Annotated in this window: 15 protein-coding genes; 8 read left to right on the forward strand and 7 right to left on the reverse strand. The window is 71.8% G+C overall.

Annotation, left to right across the window (positions count from 1 at the left end; translation table 11 throughout):
• The first annotated feature begins 45 nt into the window (after positions 1-45).
• The 5 genes from ACIBCT_RS18230 to ACIBCT_RS18250 all read left to right on the forward strand — a co-directional run bounded on the left by ACIBCT_RS18230 (position 46) and on the right by ACIBCT_RS18250 (position 3,854).
• A complete protein-coding gene (locus ACIBCT_RS18230) occupies positions 46-804 on the forward strand; it encodes an IclR family transcriptional regulator (protein WP_399189866.1) in 759 nt (252 codons plus the stop codon).
• A 101-nt stretch (positions 805-905) separates the two neighbouring features.
• On the forward strand, positions 906-1,649 hold the full coding sequence (locus tag ACIBCT_RS18235; protein ID WP_399189868.1) for a dienelactone hydrolase family protein: 744 nt from the start codon (positions 906-908) through the stop codon (positions 1,647-1,649).
• Between the two features lie 393 nt (positions 1,650-2,042).
• Positions 2,043-2,594, forward strand: coding sequence for a VanZ family protein (locus tag ACIBCT_RS18240; RefSeq protein WP_399189870.1), 552 nt, complete (start codon positions 2,043-2,045; stop codon positions 2,592-2,594).
• A gap of 150 nt (positions 2,595-2,744) precedes the next feature.
• On the forward strand, positions 2,745-3,497 hold the full coding sequence (locus ACIBCT_RS18245; protein WP_344893040.1) for a GntR family transcriptional regulator: 753 nt from the start codon (positions 2,745-2,747) through the stop codon (positions 3,495-3,497).
• A gap of 126 nt (positions 3,498-3,623) precedes the next feature.
• Positions 3,624-3,854, forward strand: coding sequence for a hypothetical protein (locus tag ACIBCT_RS18250; RefSeq protein ID WP_399189872.1), 231 nt, complete (start codon positions 3,624-3,626; stop codon positions 3,852-3,854).
• A 185-nt stretch (positions 3,855-4,039) separates the two neighbouring features.
• Here ACIBCT_RS18250 and ACIBCT_RS18255 read toward each other — a convergent pair whose 3' ends face one another.
• Positions 4,040-5,701, reverse strand: coding sequence for a hypothetical protein (locus ACIBCT_RS18255; protein WP_399189874.1), 1,662 nt, complete (start codon positions 5,699-5,701; stop codon positions 4,040-4,042).
• A gap of 140 nt (positions 5,702-5,841) precedes the next feature.
• On the opposite strand from ACIBCT_RS18255, the gene ACIBCT_RS18260 reads away from it, so the two are divergent.
• The 3 genes from ACIBCT_RS18260 (at position 5,842) to ACIBCT_RS18270 (ending at position 8,309) form a co-directional block, all read left to right on the forward strand.
• The gene (locus ACIBCT_RS18260) at positions 5,842-6,384 is read left to right on the forward strand and encodes a gamma carbonic anhydrase family protein (RefSeq protein ID WP_399189876.1); all 543 of its coding nucleotides are present in this window, start codon (positions 5,842-5,844) and stop codon (positions 6,382-6,384) included.
• Positions 6,385-6,568: 184 nt separating this feature from the next.
• Positions 6,569-7,912: a hypothetical protein gene (locus tag ACIBCT_RS18265; RefSeq protein ID WP_399189877.1), complete on the forward strand. Its 1,344-nt coding sequence runs from the start codon at positions 6,569-6,571 to the stop codon at positions 7,910-7,912.
• A 115-nt stretch (positions 7,913-8,027) separates the two neighbouring features.
• Entirely contained in the window at positions 8,028-8,309 is a 282-nt protein-coding gene (locus ACIBCT_RS18270) for a hypothetical protein (protein WP_399189879.1), read from the forward strand.
• An 88-nt stretch (positions 8,310-8,397) separates the two neighbouring features.
• Here the strand turns inward: ACIBCT_RS18270 and ACIBCT_RS18275 are convergent, their stop codons facing one another.
• The 6 genes from ACIBCT_RS18275 to ACIBCT_RS18300 form a co-directional block, all read right to left on the reverse strand.
• Positions 8,398-8,679: a metal-sensitive transcriptional regulator gene (locus ACIBCT_RS18275; protein ID WP_344893025.1), complete on the reverse strand. Its 282-nt coding sequence runs from the start codon at positions 8,677-8,679 to the stop codon at positions 8,398-8,400.
• Positions 8,680-8,697: 18 nt separating this feature from the next.
• Complete coding sequence (locus ACIBCT_RS18280; protein WP_399189881.1) at positions 8,698-9,774, reverse strand: glycosyltransferase; 1,077 nt, start codon at positions 9,772-9,774, stop codon at positions 8,698-8,700.
• A complete protein-coding gene (locus ACIBCT_RS18285) occupies positions 9,771-10,565 on the reverse strand; it encodes a hypothetical protein (protein ID WP_399189883.1) in 795 nt (264 codons plus the stop codon). The genes ACIBCT_RS18280 and ACIBCT_RS18285 overlap by 4 nt, the downstream gene beginning before the upstream one ends.
• Before the next feature lie 165 nt (positions 10,566-10,730).
• On the reverse strand, positions 10,731-12,881 hold the full coding sequence (locus tag ACIBCT_RS18290; protein WP_399189885.1) for a (Fe-S)-binding protein: 2,151 nt from the start codon (positions 12,879-12,881) through the stop codon (positions 10,731-10,733).
• A 192-nt stretch (positions 12,882-13,073) separates the two neighbouring features.
• Complete coding sequence (locus ACIBCT_RS18295) at positions 13,074-13,769, reverse strand: TetR family transcriptional regulator (RefSeq protein ID WP_399189887.1); 696 nt, start codon at positions 13,767-13,769, stop codon at positions 13,074-13,076.
• Entirely contained in the window at positions 13,766-14,575 is an 810-nt protein-coding gene (locus ACIBCT_RS18300) for a sugar phosphate isomerase/epimerase family protein (protein ID WP_399189889.1), read from the reverse strand. The genes ACIBCT_RS18295 and ACIBCT_RS18300 overlap by 4 nt, the downstream gene beginning before the upstream one ends.
• Between the last annotated feature and the right edge of the window lie 154 nt (positions 14,576-14,729).

A 14,729-nucleotide genomic window follows, 5' to 3' on the forward strand; every position in this document is an offset into this window, starting at 1 on the left:
GTCACTACGTACGGGTATAGAGCGGAAGGCCGCACATAGGCAACAATGCGTTCCGTGAGACGGAACCCCGACCGGCTCTCCATGCTGGAGAAGTCATGGCTCGTCCTCGACGCGTTCCGCCCCACGGGAGGACCCCTGCGGCTGAGCGACGTCACCGAGCGCTGCCACCTGCCCAAGACCACCGCCTTCCGGCTCCTCACCGAGCTGACCGAGATCGGTGCGATCACCCGCCGCCCGGACGGCTACTACCTCGGCCGCCGGCTCTTCGAGCTCGGAAGCATCGTGCCCGGGGAACGCGACCTGAGACACGCGGCCCTGCCCTTCATGCACGATCTGTACGAGGCCACCCACGAGACCGTCCACCTGGGGGTGCGCGACGGCCTGGACGTGGTCTACGTCGAGAAGATCCAGGGCCAGGAGGCGTTCGCGCTGCCGTCCCGCGTCGGCGGTCGTCTCCCGCTGACCTGCACCGGCATCGGCAAGGTCCTGCTGGCCTACTCCGGTCCCGAGCTGATCGAGGAGGTCCTCGGCCGTCCGCTGCGCCGGCTCACCCCGCACTCGATCGTCGACCCGCGGCGGCTGGAGGAGGCCCTCGGCCAGGTCCAGGCCTCGGGACTGGCGTACGAGCGCGAGGAGGCCCAGGCGGGCGGCGCCTGCATCGCGGCCCCGGTGTTCGGCGACGGCGTGGCCGTGGCCGCGCTCTCGGTCTCGGTCCCGCTGGCCCGCTTCCACCCGGCCCGGCTGGCCCCCGCGGTCAAGGCCGCCGCCCTGGGCATCTCCCGCGCCCTGGCCAGGACCATCTGACGGCCCGCGGGCTCGCGTGGCGGGGCCCCACATCTGTCCGCGCCCGGCGGGTATGCGATTCACTGCTCGTTGACGATTCCGGACCCGCCAGGAGGATTCTCGTGGAAGCTCGCACCGAGACGGTCACCGTCACCGACGGCTCGTTCGATCTGCATCTCTGGCTGCCCCCGAGCGGCCGGGGACCGGTCGTCCTGCTGGTCCAGGAGATCTTCGGGGTCGGGCCGTACATCAGGAAGGTCGCCGAGAACCTGGCGGCGCTCGGGTACGTCGTCGGCGCCCCCGACATGTTCTGGCGGATGCGGCCCAACTGGGTCGCCGAGCACGACGAGGCCGGCACGGCCAGGTCGATGGAGATGGGCGGCGCGTTCGACATGCCCCAGGGGGTGGCCGACGCGGCGATGGCCCTGGCGCACCTGCGGAAGCTGCCCGAGGCCGCCGAAGGGTCGGCGGTGGTCGGGTTCTGCCTGGGCGGTTCGATCGGCTACCTCCTCGCGGCCACGATGGAGGTGGGCACGGTCGTGTCGTTCTACGGCTCCGCCGTGCCGGAGGCCACGGGCATGATGGAGAAGATCACCGGTCCGCTCCTGCTCGTCTTCGGCGGTTCGGACCCCTTCATCCCGCGTGAGCAGGTCGCCGCGGTGGAGGAGGCCGCGGCCGGGCGGCCGAACGTCGAGATGTACGTCGCCGAGCAGGCCGGTCACGCCTTCCACAACCACGAGGCCCCGCGGTTCCACGACCCCGTGGCGGCGGAGGCCGCCTGGGCGCGGACCGTGGCCTTCCTCGGCCGCCACCTGAACCCGGACTCATCGTGGACGTCCACCCCGGAGCCGGACGCCCGGCCCTGAGGCCACAGCCCGCCCTGGGTCGCCCCGCCCGGCCCTGAGGCACCCGCCGGCTTTGAAACACCGCCCGACCCTGAGGCACCCGCCCGGCCCTGAAGCACCGCCCGGCCCTGGGTCACCCGTTCGGCCCTGCGCCGGCTGGGGGAAAGCGGCCCTGGGGAAGGCGGCCCGGTAAAGGCCGCCGGAGAAGACGGCCGTCGGCTCCGGGAGCCCCGAACGACCTTCGAGGGCTCCCGGAGCCGGCGGAAGGTCCTCCCAAGGCCCCCGGAAGCCCCCGGAAGGCCACCGGAAGCCCTCGGGAGCCCCCGGGAGGCCACCGCGGGCCCTTGCCGGAAGGTCACCTTCCCGTACCCCCGCCGTTCGCCGGACCGTCCCGCGGACCGGCATCATCGCCTCATGTACCAGACGTGGCAGATGTGGGGAGACGTCGTCGTGGCGACCCTCCTCGCGGTCCCGGTGGCCGTCGTGGCCGTCCGCCTTCTCGCGCTCCGCCGCGCCCGCGCGGGTCACCCCCACCCCGTCCGCACCGCCCTGGCCGACGTGGTCGCGACGGCCGGGACCGCCCCCTGGATCTGGATGATCCTCACCCCCGCCCCGGGTCCCGGCGGTGTCAGCCCGATCCCCTTCGCGGACCTGCGGACGGTCCTCGACGGGCCGCCACAGACGGCGTCGGTGCAGGTCGGAGGCAACCTTCTGGTCCTCGCCGCGCTCGGCGCCATGCTCCCGGTCCGCTCGGCGCGGTTCGCCTCACCCGCCGGGGTCGGGGCCGTTGCGGCGGTGGCGGCGACCGCGTCCCTCACCGTGGAGACGCTCCAGTACGTCCTGAGCCTGGGGCGGGTCAGCTCCGTCGACGACGTGATCGTCAACACGGCGGGGGCCGTCGTGGGCGCCCTCGTCACGCGACGATGGTGGGCGGTGCGGATACCGGCCGGGACCGTTCCACGGTAACGGTCCGGGAAAACCCGTGGAGATCGCCACAGGGGCACGATTCTCCCAAAAGAAGCACGTTACCAACCTCTGTATCTGTGCGATCGTGGACAAGGCGGGGCAAGTTCTCTGGAGACGCCAAACCCGGTTGGTGACAGAGGGTGATCGAACGTGCAGCAGTCCCCGGTACCTCCCGAGCCCCCGATCTATCGGCGCATCGCCGACGGGCTTCGCCAAGCGATCCTGTCCGGTGATCTCCGAGACGGGGATCGGCTTCCGGGCGAGAACGCCCTGATGGCCACGCACGGCATAGCCCGTGCGACCGCCAGACAGGCTCTTTCCGTACTGATCAACGAAGGACTGGCCGTCCCCAAACGCGGGTCGGGGGTGTACGTCAGGCAGTTCCGCCCCATCAGGCGGCACGGCTCCCGGCGGCTCTCCCGGGACGGCTGGGGGCGCGGTGAGGCCATCTGGGACTCCGACACCAGGGGCCGCCCCTACACGGTGGACGAGGTGGAGATCGACAGGGAGACGGCCGAGGAGGCCGTGGCCCGGGTCCTGGGCGGTCCCGAGGTGTGGGTCCGCAGGCGCCGCTACTCGGTGGACGGGCGGCCGGTGCAGATCTCGGTCTCCCACTTTCCCGCCGGACTGGTCGAGGGGAGCGCCATCACCCGGCCGGACACCGGAGCGGGGGGCGTCTACGCGCGCCTGGGCGAGCTCGGACACCTTCCGGCGCACTTCACCGAGGAGATCCGTGCACGGATGCCCCATCCGCACGAAACCGTCCTGCTCGACCTGCCCGCGGGCACCCCGGTCATCGCCATCGCCCGGGTCGCCTACACGGCCGAGGGCACGGCGGTCGAGGTGAACGAGATGGTGCTGGACGCCGCTTCTTACGTACTTCAGTACGACTTCGACGCATAGATCAAGACCGTCCGTCAACCGATAGGTTGACCTGTCCCCCGCGATCATTGATTTCTCTAGAGAACTGCCTCACCGTCGAAGGTGGAACGTCGAACGGGCGAACCTGGGCGCGGGGAAGGTGCACGGATGTCTTTCGACCGACATCTCGCGGAGATCGCCCGGGAGTTTCCCGACTGGACGATCTGGCGGAGCGACGCGGGCAGGTGGTGGGCGACCCGCCACCACCCGCTGACCTCCGCCCAGCGTGACATCGGCTGCGCGATGACCATCGACGCGGACGATCCGGAAGGGCTGCGCGAGCAGCTCCTCGAACAACGGGAACGTTCCGGCGGAACAGGGCCGGTGACGGAGACCTGAAGACCGCCCGGTGCCGGGATGAGCGGATCCGATGCGGTCCCGGCGCCGGGCCCCAAATCGCGGAAGCCCCCGACCCGATCGGGGGCGGGGGCTTCCGCTCAGTGACCCGGTGACCCGGTGATCCGACGCCTCGACGTCCCGGGGACCCGGCGGTCACCCGCCGCGGCCCCCTTCCGGACGAGCCGCTACCTGCGCGGGTTCGCGTACCGCTGGTTCCTGCGTCCGGGCGCGGGAGCGATCACCGTGTCGGCGCCGGCGTCAGGACCCGCGTCGCCGTCGGTCCCCGTCCCCGTCCCGGTCCCGGCCTGCGTCTCGTTCTGTGTCCCGTTCTGCGTCTCGTTCTGCGTCTCGGCCTCCGTCCCGGTCCGCGTCCCGGCTTCCGGACCGGTGGCGGCGTCGGCCCCCTTGTCGGCGTACGGGTCGGCGTGCCGCTCACCGGAACGCTCATCCCCGGTGGGGGCCGCGTCCCTGGCGGGGAGGTCGTCGTCCACGATCACGCGGACGGACTCGTAGTCAGGCGAGGCGTCGGCCGGGTCGCCGTCCCCGGCCGCGTTCCCGGGGCCGTTCCCGGCCGTCCGGGCGGAGCCGTCCCCTGCCTCGTGATCGGAGCCGGTCCGTCCGGACCCGCGCCCCGGCCCGGCGCTCCCGGGACCCTCGTCACCCGGCCCGTCACCGCCGGGTCCGGCGTCCCCGGCCGGCTTCCCCGCGCCGCCGGGCCCGGTCGCCGTCCCGTCGTCGGCCCCGGTCCCGCCCGGGGTCTCCGCGGAGGGCTCACCAGAGGCCGCGCCGGAGGCTCCGGCGACCCGACCGGCGGAGGTCGCGGCCGCCACGTCCGCGGAGGGCTCGCCAGGGGCCTCACCAAAGGCCCGGCCGGAGCCGTCGAAGGTGCCGTCCGTCCCCTCCCTGTCGCCCTGGTCGCCCTGGTCACCGGGGACGGCCGGGGCGGCGGGAGCGGCCAGCGCGGGCTGGACCCGGGCCGGGGGCAGCACGGCGTCCTCGTCGATCAGCGGCCCGGCGCTGCCCTCGCGGTGCAGCAGGTCGCCCAGGACGGCGCCCATCTCGTGCAGGCGGCGCATGACCTCGTGGTGGGTGTCGGTGAGGTACACCACCCGGCGGCCGGTGGTCTCGTCCAGCACGGCGGCGCGCCGCTGGGCCGCCGAGAGCGTGGACTGCGCCTCGGTGTCGGCGGCCAGCACGGCCGCCCGCGCCTCGGCGTGCGCGGCGGCCAGCGTGGACTCGGCCTCGGCGCGGGCGCCCTCCACCGTCCGCTCGGCCTCGCTCCTGGCCGAGGTGACCATCCGCTCGGCCTCGTCGCGGGCGCCGCGCAGCGTCTCCTCGGCCTCGGCACGGGCCGCGTTCAGCGTCTCCTCGGCGTCGCTCCCGGCCTGGGAGAGCATCTGCTCGGCCGCGGCGGTGGCCTCGGCCACCCGGCGCTCGGCCTCCTGCTGGGCGGCGTTCAGGATGCCCTCGGCCCGCTCCTGCGCGGAGGTGAGCAGCCGCTCGGACTCGGTGGCGGCCTCCTCCCTGACCCGGGCGGCCTCCGCCTCGGCGACCTGTTTCTTGGAGGCGGCCTCCTCCTCGCCCAGCTTCAGGATCTGGCTGAGCCGCTCGCCGAGCTCGTCGTAGCCCTGCGGGGCGTCCGAGATCCTCCGGCGGGCCTCGGCCAGCTCCATCCGGCTCTGCTCGACCTGCTCGGCGGCGTGCGCGAGCCGCTGCTCGAGCTCGCGGATCTGGTGGCGGTGCCGGTCCATGTAGTCGTGGACCTGGCGACGGCTGTAACCGCGCATGACGACCTCGAACGAGTCCTCATGCATCAGGTCGGGAAAGCTCTCGTGCTGATTTGTCATGGCACTGCCCGTGGAGATCGTGTGGCGGAAAAGGAGACGTCAGGACACGACTTTCCTGCTTAACGCCCTCGTCCGCAACCTGAACGCTCCGCTGTCCGCCGAAACACCGGACAAATCCCTCCCCCCGTACCATCGCTCCCATGACCTCTGCGCCCTACGTCGCCGCGCTCGGCGACGACGCCGCCCCGCTGATCCACCCGGACGCCTACGTCGCCCCCGGGGCGGTGGTCGTCGGCAGGGTCCGGCTCGGCCGGGCCGCCAGCGTCTGGTACGGCTCGGTGCTCCGCGGCGAGGACGAGGACGTCGAGGTCGGCGAGGAGTGCAACGTCCAGGACCTGTGCTGCCTGCACTCCGACCCGGGCGAGCCCGCGGTGCTGGAGCCCCGGGTGAGCCTGGGGCACAGGGCCATGGTGCACGGGGCGTACGTGGAGACCGGCGCCCTCGTGGGCATCGGCGCGATCGTGCTGGGCGGCGCCAGGATCGGCGCGGGGACGCTGGTCGCGGCGGGCACCGTGGTCCCGCCCGGCAAGCGGATCGCGGCGGGGGTGCTGGTCGCGGGCGTGCCGGCGAGGGTCGTCCGCGACCTCACCGACGACGACCGCGCCCTGTTCGCCGAGACGGCGGCCCGCTACGTCGACAAGGCCGCCCGCCACCGGGCCGCCGTCCCCCTGCCTCAGGCCTGACCCCGCCCGCCCCTCACCGGCCTGGCTCCGCCCCCCCTCTCGGGCGGTTCCGTCCGGCGGCCGGGCCGGGTCGTACGATCGGTGCAGGCCCGCTCGGGGGATCGCGGGACCGCAGACCACCTGACCGAAGGGAGGCAGGGGCGTCCCGCCCGCGGCCGAGGCCGGGGCCCGCCCCGGAACGCCCATGACCGGCATGTGGCAGTGGGACGGGTTCGACGCCGTGGAGAACGACGTGCGGATCATGGTGACCGATCCCCGGTGGGCCGGGCTGCCGCCGTTCGCGCGCGCCCAGGCCCTGGCGGAGCGCACGCTGTCCACCCCCGACGGCGGACGCTGGCTGTTCGGCGCGCACGCCCGCTGGTACCGCCAGGACCCCGTCGACGGCCGCTGGTACCTGACCGCGCCCCCGGCCGACCGGGGCTTCCGCGCGGCGGCGCACCGGTCGCGGTCCTCCTCGGCGATCCTGCCGCACCTGATCCCCACCGGCCTCGACTTCACCGTGGACCGCGGGTCGGTCCAGGGCTTCGTCGGCCCCGACGTGCCGTACGAGATCACCGAGCGGGTCCGCGAGCTGGTGATCGCCCAGCGCGGCAGGCGCCGGGAGGACTTCCCGCTCACCGTGCCGTTCACCGGGCTGTTCGCGCCGGAGGTGGCCAGTCCCGTCGCGGCGATCTGGGGCACGCTCATGTGGTGCGCCTACGCCCCGGCCTTCGACGGCAACGAGGTGCTGCTGTCGATGTTCGGGGAGTTCCTGGCCCGCCCGCTCCCGGGCGACGAGTGGGTCCGCTGGCTGCCGCCGACCCCGCTGGACGATCTGGTCGCGCTCTACGGCGAGCGGGTCAGGGCCGCCCATCCCGAGGCGGGCCTGCGGCTGGTCGCGCTGATGGCCGACACCGCGGCCTCCGTCCGTGGCGACCGGCGGTTCGGCCCGCGGGCGGACGCCCTGCTGTGCATGCTCCAGCCGCTGCTCCGGCGGGCCTGCCAGGACCCCGTCCTGGCCCACCACGGCGACGAGGCGGTGCGGGACGCGTGGCTGGCGCGCTGCCCGTCCCATGTGACGCTGCCCGACGCCCTCCCCGGCGAGCACCTCCAGCACATGATCTACGACCTGGTCGGGACGCTGGGCTTCGTCGCGCCGATGGGGGCCGATCCCCGGGCGGTGGCCGCCTCGCTGCTCGCCGCGGACCTGGCGGCCTGTGCCCCACGGGCGGCCGACGGGCTCTACCCGTGGCTGGACCCGGAGCTGCGGCACATCCTGCACGTGGTGCTCACCGACGCCTCACATCCGCTGCGGGGGTGCTGGCCGCGCTCGGGGGAGCTGCCGTCGGCGCTGCACCCGCCGGACCGGTCCACCGCCGCGGCCCTGCTCGGCGCCGCCTACGCCACCGGGCTCGCCTGGTGCCGTCTCACCGGCACCCAGGTACCGGAGCGCGGGTTCGCGACGGCCTCGGCCGTGGTGCACCGGCTGACGCACGAGCGGGACGACCCCGTCCCGGGAGCCTCGGGAACCCATCCCCGTCACTTCTGACACGCGCCCGTAGGCTTAAACCACAAATATAGTTATTTTATCCTTACTGCCCCTATATCCTTCTCGCCCCGTATGCATCAGACAATTGGCTGAATTGTGATCTCGTAATCGGGAAATGATCCTCCTTGAGGACGCATCGGGCGGGGCGAGGAATGGTCCCGATGGGCCATGGGCACCGATGACCGCCCGCCGTAACCTCGAAGTGGGTGTGGGCTGCGGAAGGAAGGACGACGCGGTGGGGCACGACGACCTGGACTCTAGGGTCCACGACCGTGTCGCGTTGGACGAGATCGCGCTCTATGCCGAGGTGCTGTCCGCCGTCGCGATCAGCGAACGGCCCCTCACCTTGGTGGAGCTCGACAACGCGCTCGGGTTGAGCGCCTCGGCTGTCTGCTGAGGCCACGGCAGGAACGGTTTCCGAGACCTGGTCCCGGACCCTTCAACGGGGTCCGGGACGCGGTCGGAAAAGATAGTCCTGTGACTAGTCACGAACGGACGAGCCGGGCGATCGCGGCCGAGGCCTCCTTCACCTTCTCCTGGGCCTCCGGCCCTCCCGCCTCGATCGCTCCGGTGACGCAGTGCCCGATGTGGTCCTCCAGGAGTCCGAGCGCCACCGCCTGGAGCGCCCGGGTGGCGGCCGAGACCTGGGTCAGCACGTCGATGCAGTAGGCGTCCTCCTCGACCATCCGCTGAAGGCCCCTGATCTGCCCCTCGATACGCCGCAGGCGGGTCAGGTACGCCTGCTTGTCACCGCTGTACCCATGCATGTCCCAACGGTACCCGCGTCAGGCGGGGCGGGAAGTGGCCGCGAACAGTTTCTCCCACCGCTCCGCCACCGAGGGCGCCCCGTACGTCGTCGCGGCCTCCAGGGCGCCCGCGGAGAGCGTCCTGCGCCGCCGCTCGTCGTCGATGAGGGTCAGCAGCGCCGAGGCGTACGCCTCGATCTCACCCTCCCCCTCGGCGACCAGCACGCCGCTGCGGCCGTCGGTCACGAACTCCCCCGGCCCGCGCGGGCTGTCGAACGCGATCACCGGCACCCCGCTGGCCATCGCCTCGATCACGGTCATGCCGAGCACCTCGGTCCTGGAGGTGGTCGCCACGATCGAGGCCTTGGCGAACTCACCGGTCAGGTCGGAGGTCGTGCCCATGAAGTACACGTGGTTGTGCAGGTCCAGGTCCCCGACCAGGGCGCGCAGCCGCTTCTCCTCGGGCCCTCCGCCGTACAGGCGCAGCCGCCAGTCGGGGCGCTTGCCGGCGACGGCGGCGAACGCCCGGATCAGCCGGTCGTGGGCCTTGACCGGGACCAGGCGCCCGCCCGCGGCGACGATGCGGTTGTCCATCCGCGAGCGCGGCCACGGCCCCGCGGGCAGCGCGTCCGGGATCGCGGTGACCGGGACGGTCCCGGCCAGCAGCCCGTCCCACTCCTGCCTGGCCGTCTCCGTGGAGGTCACCACCGCGTCCAGGCGCGGGTAGAACCTCTTGATCGGACCGGGTACGGGTGGACGTCCCCACTCACGGGCGACGCGCAGCAGGGAGCGCGGCGCGTGCCGGGCGACCTGGACGCTCAGCCCGGGACGGGTGCTGACGATCACGTCGGCCCTCAGGCCCCGCAGTCGTCGCCACAGGGCGACCTCGGCGCGCATCCGGCCCCCCGGGAGCAGATGCCTCACCCCGGGCCTGCCGTCGACCACCCAGGACAGCTCGACGCCGGACGCCACCGGGAAGAACGGCCTCTCCCGGTGGCGGCGGACGCTGATGATCTCCACGTCGTGACGTTCTGCCAGCTCCCCCGCGAGGTTGACGATCGAGCGGACGTCACCGCGCATCCCGTACGCGGAGGGGACGAGCAGGCAGATCCTCACCCGCCGACCTCGATCCGCAGTTCGTCGTCGGCGGTGTAGCAGGGACGGATCGGCACCCCGTCGATCTGCGCCGCCGGGTAGTGCAGCCGCCGGCGTTTGCCGTCGACGTCGTCCAGCCGGGAACCCAGCCGGAGCGGGGTGGAGACGCCGCGCACCCGCAGGGAGGGCTCCCAGGTGCCGGTCTGGCCGGGTGCGGCGGCGATCACGTCGCAGAGCGAGAGCGCGGCGTGGAAGCGGACCCCCTGGACCGTTGCAACCGACGTCAGCTCGGCGTCGGGCCGGCTGCGGTGCAGGGTGAGCCGGGCGTCGTGCCGGGACTCGTCGTCCTCCAGCCCGGTGAAGGCCAGCAGCCCGGTCACCTCGAAGCGGCCCTCCCGGAACCAGACCGACCTGACCTCGGCCGTCGGCCGGGCGTCGTCGATCTTCAGCGCCAGGAAACCGTTACGGGTCCGGTACGCGCGGTAGGCCAGCGTGCGCCGGCTCAGCGCGTACGCCTCCAGGTGGTCGAGGGAGAAACCGGGGTCGACGCTGCGCAGGCGGGTGCGCGAGGAGCCCTGCTGCAGATAGGTGTCCCAGCGGCCGGGGCCGAGGTCCAGCGGCGCGAGCGAGACCGCGAGCGCGGCGTCGCGCACCTCGGCCCCCGGTCCGCCCAGCGGCACCCGGCTCTCGGCCAGGGTGGCCCGGTTGCGCAGGACCAGCTCGGCGCCTTCGGCCAGCGGTTCGTCGACGGCCAGCCGAAGTGAGAGAACGTCGGCCAGGGTAACCTCGGCATCGCTGACGACGACGGGCATCGTCGAGCCCCCTCCCCGTTGAATGAGCCACGCGACGTTGAGGCTACCGTGATTTTCCCGTTATGTGGAGAAAGGTTTTTGGACCTTCCCCTCTTTTCCAGGACACTTGACCAAATGTCAGATACGAACCGTTGAAATGGCTCGTATCTGACATCACAGGGACGGTCAGGACGCCTCGACGGGCTGGCCCTTGATCGACTTGATCAGCAGCTGGGAGACGTCGACGACCTCCAGCGTCTCCTTGGCCTCGCCGGTGTTCTTCTTCTCGTTGATCGAGTCGCCGAGCATCACCAGGCAGAACGGGCACGCCGTGGAGATCGTGTCGGGCTCGGTGGTCAGCGCCTCGTCCACCCGCTCGGTGTTGATGCGCTTGCCCAGCCGCTCCTCCATCCACATCCGCGCGCCGCCCGCGCCGCAGCAGAAACCCCGGTCCTTGTGGCGGTGCATCTCCTGGGTCCGCACCCCGGGCACCTTGGCCATGATGTCGCGCGGCTGGGAGTACACCTTGTTGTGGCGGCCCAGGAAGCACGGGTCGTGGTAGGTGATCTTCTCCTCGATCGGGGTGACCGGCACCAGCCTGCCCTCGTCCACCAGCCTCGCCAGCAGCTGGGTGTGGTGCACGACCTCGTAGGTCCCGCCGAGCTGCGGGTACTCGTTGGCCAGGGTGTTGAAGCAGTGCGGGCAGGTCGCGACGATCTTCTTGGCCCCCACCTCGTTCAGCGTCTCGATGTTCTGCTTGGCCAGCATGTCGAACAGGTACTCCATGCCCAGGCGCCGGGCAGGGTCCCCGCTGCAGGCCTCCATCGGGCCGAGCACCGCGAACCTCACCCCGGCGACGTGCAGCAGCTCCGCGACCGCCTTGGTGGTCTTCTTGGCCCGGTCCTCCAGGGCACCGGCGCAGCCGACCCAGAACAGGTACTCGACGTCCTCGTCCAGCTTCTCGTCGACCAGGGTGACCTCGATGGGATCGACCTCGCGCCCGGCGAGCTCCTCGATCCAGTCGGCCCGCTTGGTCTCGGCCATCCCCCAGGGGTTGCCCTTGTTCTCCAGGTTCCTGACCATGACGCCGGCCTCGGAGGGGAAGTTCGACTCCACCATCGCCTGGTAGCGGCGCATGTCCAGGATGTGGTCGATGTGCTCGATGTCGACCGGGCACTGCTCGACGCAGGCTCCGCAGTTGGTGCAGGACCACAGCACGTCGGGGTGGATGACGCCGTCCTCGCCGACCAGCGGCTTGTCCAGCAGGGCCAGCACGTCCTCGTGCAGGTCGGCGCGCTGCTCCTGGGTGGCCGACAGGTACGGCGCGACCTTGAAGGCGTGGTCGCGCTGCTGGAGGATGAGCATCTTCGGCGAGAGCGGCTTGTCGGTGTTCCAGGCCGGGCACTGGTCCTGGCAGCGGCCGCACTCGGTGCAGGTGTAGAAGTCGAGGAAGCCCTTCCACGGGGTGTCCTCGATCTTGCCCCGGCCGAGCCGGTCACCGTCGAGCTCCTCGTCCTCGAAGTCCACGACCTTGCCGTCGATCCGCAGCGGCTGGGCCGGGCCGTTGCCGTTCGGGCGCCGGGAGAAGGCCACGTTCAGCGGCGCGGTGAAGATGTGCAGGTGCTTGGAGTTCACCACGATGACCAGGAAGACCAGCATCACGCCGATGTGCAGCAGCAGGCCGACGTGCTCGATCGTCTCGTTGGCCGAGGCGCCCAGCGGCCGCAGCAGGGCGGCCGTCGCCTCGGAGGCGAACGCCCCCGAGGCGTAGGGGAGGTTGCCGGTGTTGGCCGCGGCGCCGCGGAAGAGGAACATCGTCCAGATCACGTTGAAGATCATGAACAGGACGAGCCAGGCACCGCCCAGGTGCGAGCCGGAGAAGCGCGACCTGCGGCCCAGCCTCTTGGGCGAGTTCCTGATCCTGATGACCGCGAAGGCGATCAGGCCGCACAGGGCCGCGACCGCGATGAAGTCCTGCAGGAAGCCCAGCACCGGCCACGTCCCCACCAGCGGGATGTGGAAGTCCGGGGTGCCGGTGATCGCGCCCTGGATCAGCGCGCCGTAGGCCTCCAGGTAGACGGTCGCCAGGATGAAGAACGCCCACATCACGAAGAAGTGCGCGGCGCCGGGCGCCGTCCACTTCAGCAGCTTGCGCTGGCCGAAGACCTCGACGAGCTGGGCCTTGATCTCCTCCCCGAGGTGGTTCCTGGCGTACTCGACGCGTTCGGGCGCGGGTGGCCCGACGGTGGCGAGCCGGTACAGGAACAACACGCGGCGCGCGGCAAGCGCGACCGCGACGGCTGTCATGACCAGCCCGATGATCGCTACCCAGAGCACGGGTCCTCCCACAGACGGCGTTGGCTGCCAGCGTACGACCGCCGGTCACCCATGATGACGACGGGTCCCCACGAATCCTACCCACGGGTAACTTACCCGCGCGCAGCACCCGGGCCGACCGTGGTCACCCTATGGCCGACCCAATGCCCAGAACAATGCTCTGTACGCCTCCGGACGGTACCGAAGTGATCACTACGGCCGCGCCGGGTCGAGGTAACGCTGGATCGTGGGCGCGAGCAGCTCCACCAGGTCCTCGACGTCGGTGGAGGCCAGCGGCTCCAGCTTGAGGACGTAGCGCACCAGCACCACGCCGAACAGCTGGGCGAAGGCCGCCTCCATCCGCAGCGGCGGGATCTGGAGCAGCTCCGCGACCCGGTGCAGCAGCGCCCGCGTCATGAACTCGCGGATCATGACGACCATCTGGTCGTTGGTCATCGCGGTCCGCACCAGCGCCAGCAGCGGCTGGCGGGCCGCGGCGTCCGAGGTGATCGTCAGGATGAGCCTGGTCAGCCGCTCGCCGACCTCGTCGCGCGGACCCGCCAGGATCGCCGCGACGACGTTCTCCGGGTTGATCGGCAGCTCCATCGCCGCGACGAAGATGCCCTCCTTGCCGGCGAAGTAGTGGTGGACCAGCGCCGGGTCCACCCCGGCCTGGCGGGCGATGCCCCGCACGGTCGCCTTGTCGAACCCCTTCTCCGCGAAGATCTCGCGTGCCGCCGCCAGGATCTGCCCCCGCGTGTCGGCCGACCCCGGCCTGCGCCCCGGCCTCCTCCTCGCCGCGTTCCCGCCGTTCCCGCCGTTCCCGCCGGACTCCCCGTTCCCGCCGAGTGCGTCCGCCGCTTCCGGCGCGCCGGACGCGGCGGGCTCGCTCACGACGGGCTCGCTCATGCGCTGGTGGAGGCGGCCAGGTGCAGCCGGGCGAAGGCCAGCGCCTCGGCGAGGTCGTCGATCCGCTCGCTGCGGCTGGCCGCCTTGCGCGTGTTGATCTCCAGCACCACCAGCCCGGAGTAGCCGTTGCCCGCCATCCGCTCCAGGATCGGCGCGCACGGCTGGGTGCCCCGCCCCGGAACCAGGTGCTCGTCCTTGTTCGGCACGCCCACGCCGTCGGCCAGGTGCAGGTGGGCGAGCCGGTCGCCGAGCTTGGTGAACATCTCCAGGGCGTCGGACCCGGACACCGCCGTGTGCGAGAGGTCCAGCGTGACCTGGGGGAAGTCGTGGTCGACCGGGTTCCAGTCGGGGGAGTAGGGGACGACCTCGTTGCCCCTGGCCTTGAGGGGGAACATGTTCTCCACCGCGAACACCACGTCGGTCTCCTCGCGCATCCTGGCCAGGCCGATCTCGAAGTCCCTGGCGTAGTCCCGCTGCCAGCGGAACGGCGGATGCACCACGACCGTGCGGGCGCCGACCCGCTCGGCCGCACGCTGGGCGCGCTCCAGCTTGGCCCAGGGGTCCTTGCCCCAGACCCGCTGCGTCACCAGCAGGCACGGCGCGTGGATGGCCAGGATCGGCATCTGGTAGTGGTCCGACAGCCGCTCCAGGACGTCGACGTCCTGGCTCACGGGGTCGGCGCCCACCATGATCTCCACACCGTCGTACCCCAGGCGCGCGGCCAGCTCGAAGGCGTCGGGGGTACGTTCGGGGTACACCGACGCGGTGGACAGCGCGATCTTCGCACTGGATACACGGACGCTCATACCGCTTCCTCGTCTCCGGCTCGGAGCACACGCTCGCGAACACCGCTGGGCCGACCGGCCCGCTCGCTCATGTCGCTCACCTTTGCCAGCCTAAGCGGGTCCGGAGAGCGGTGCTGTACGCCGCCGCCCGACGCGTCCGGGATCACACCGTTAC

The sequence above is a fragment of the Streptosporangium sp. NPDC050855 genome (assembly GCF_044456585.1).
GTDB classification, from domain to species: domain Bacteria; phylum Actinomycetota; class Actinomycetes; order Streptosporangiales; family Streptosporangiaceae; genus Streptosporangium; species Streptosporangium longisporum.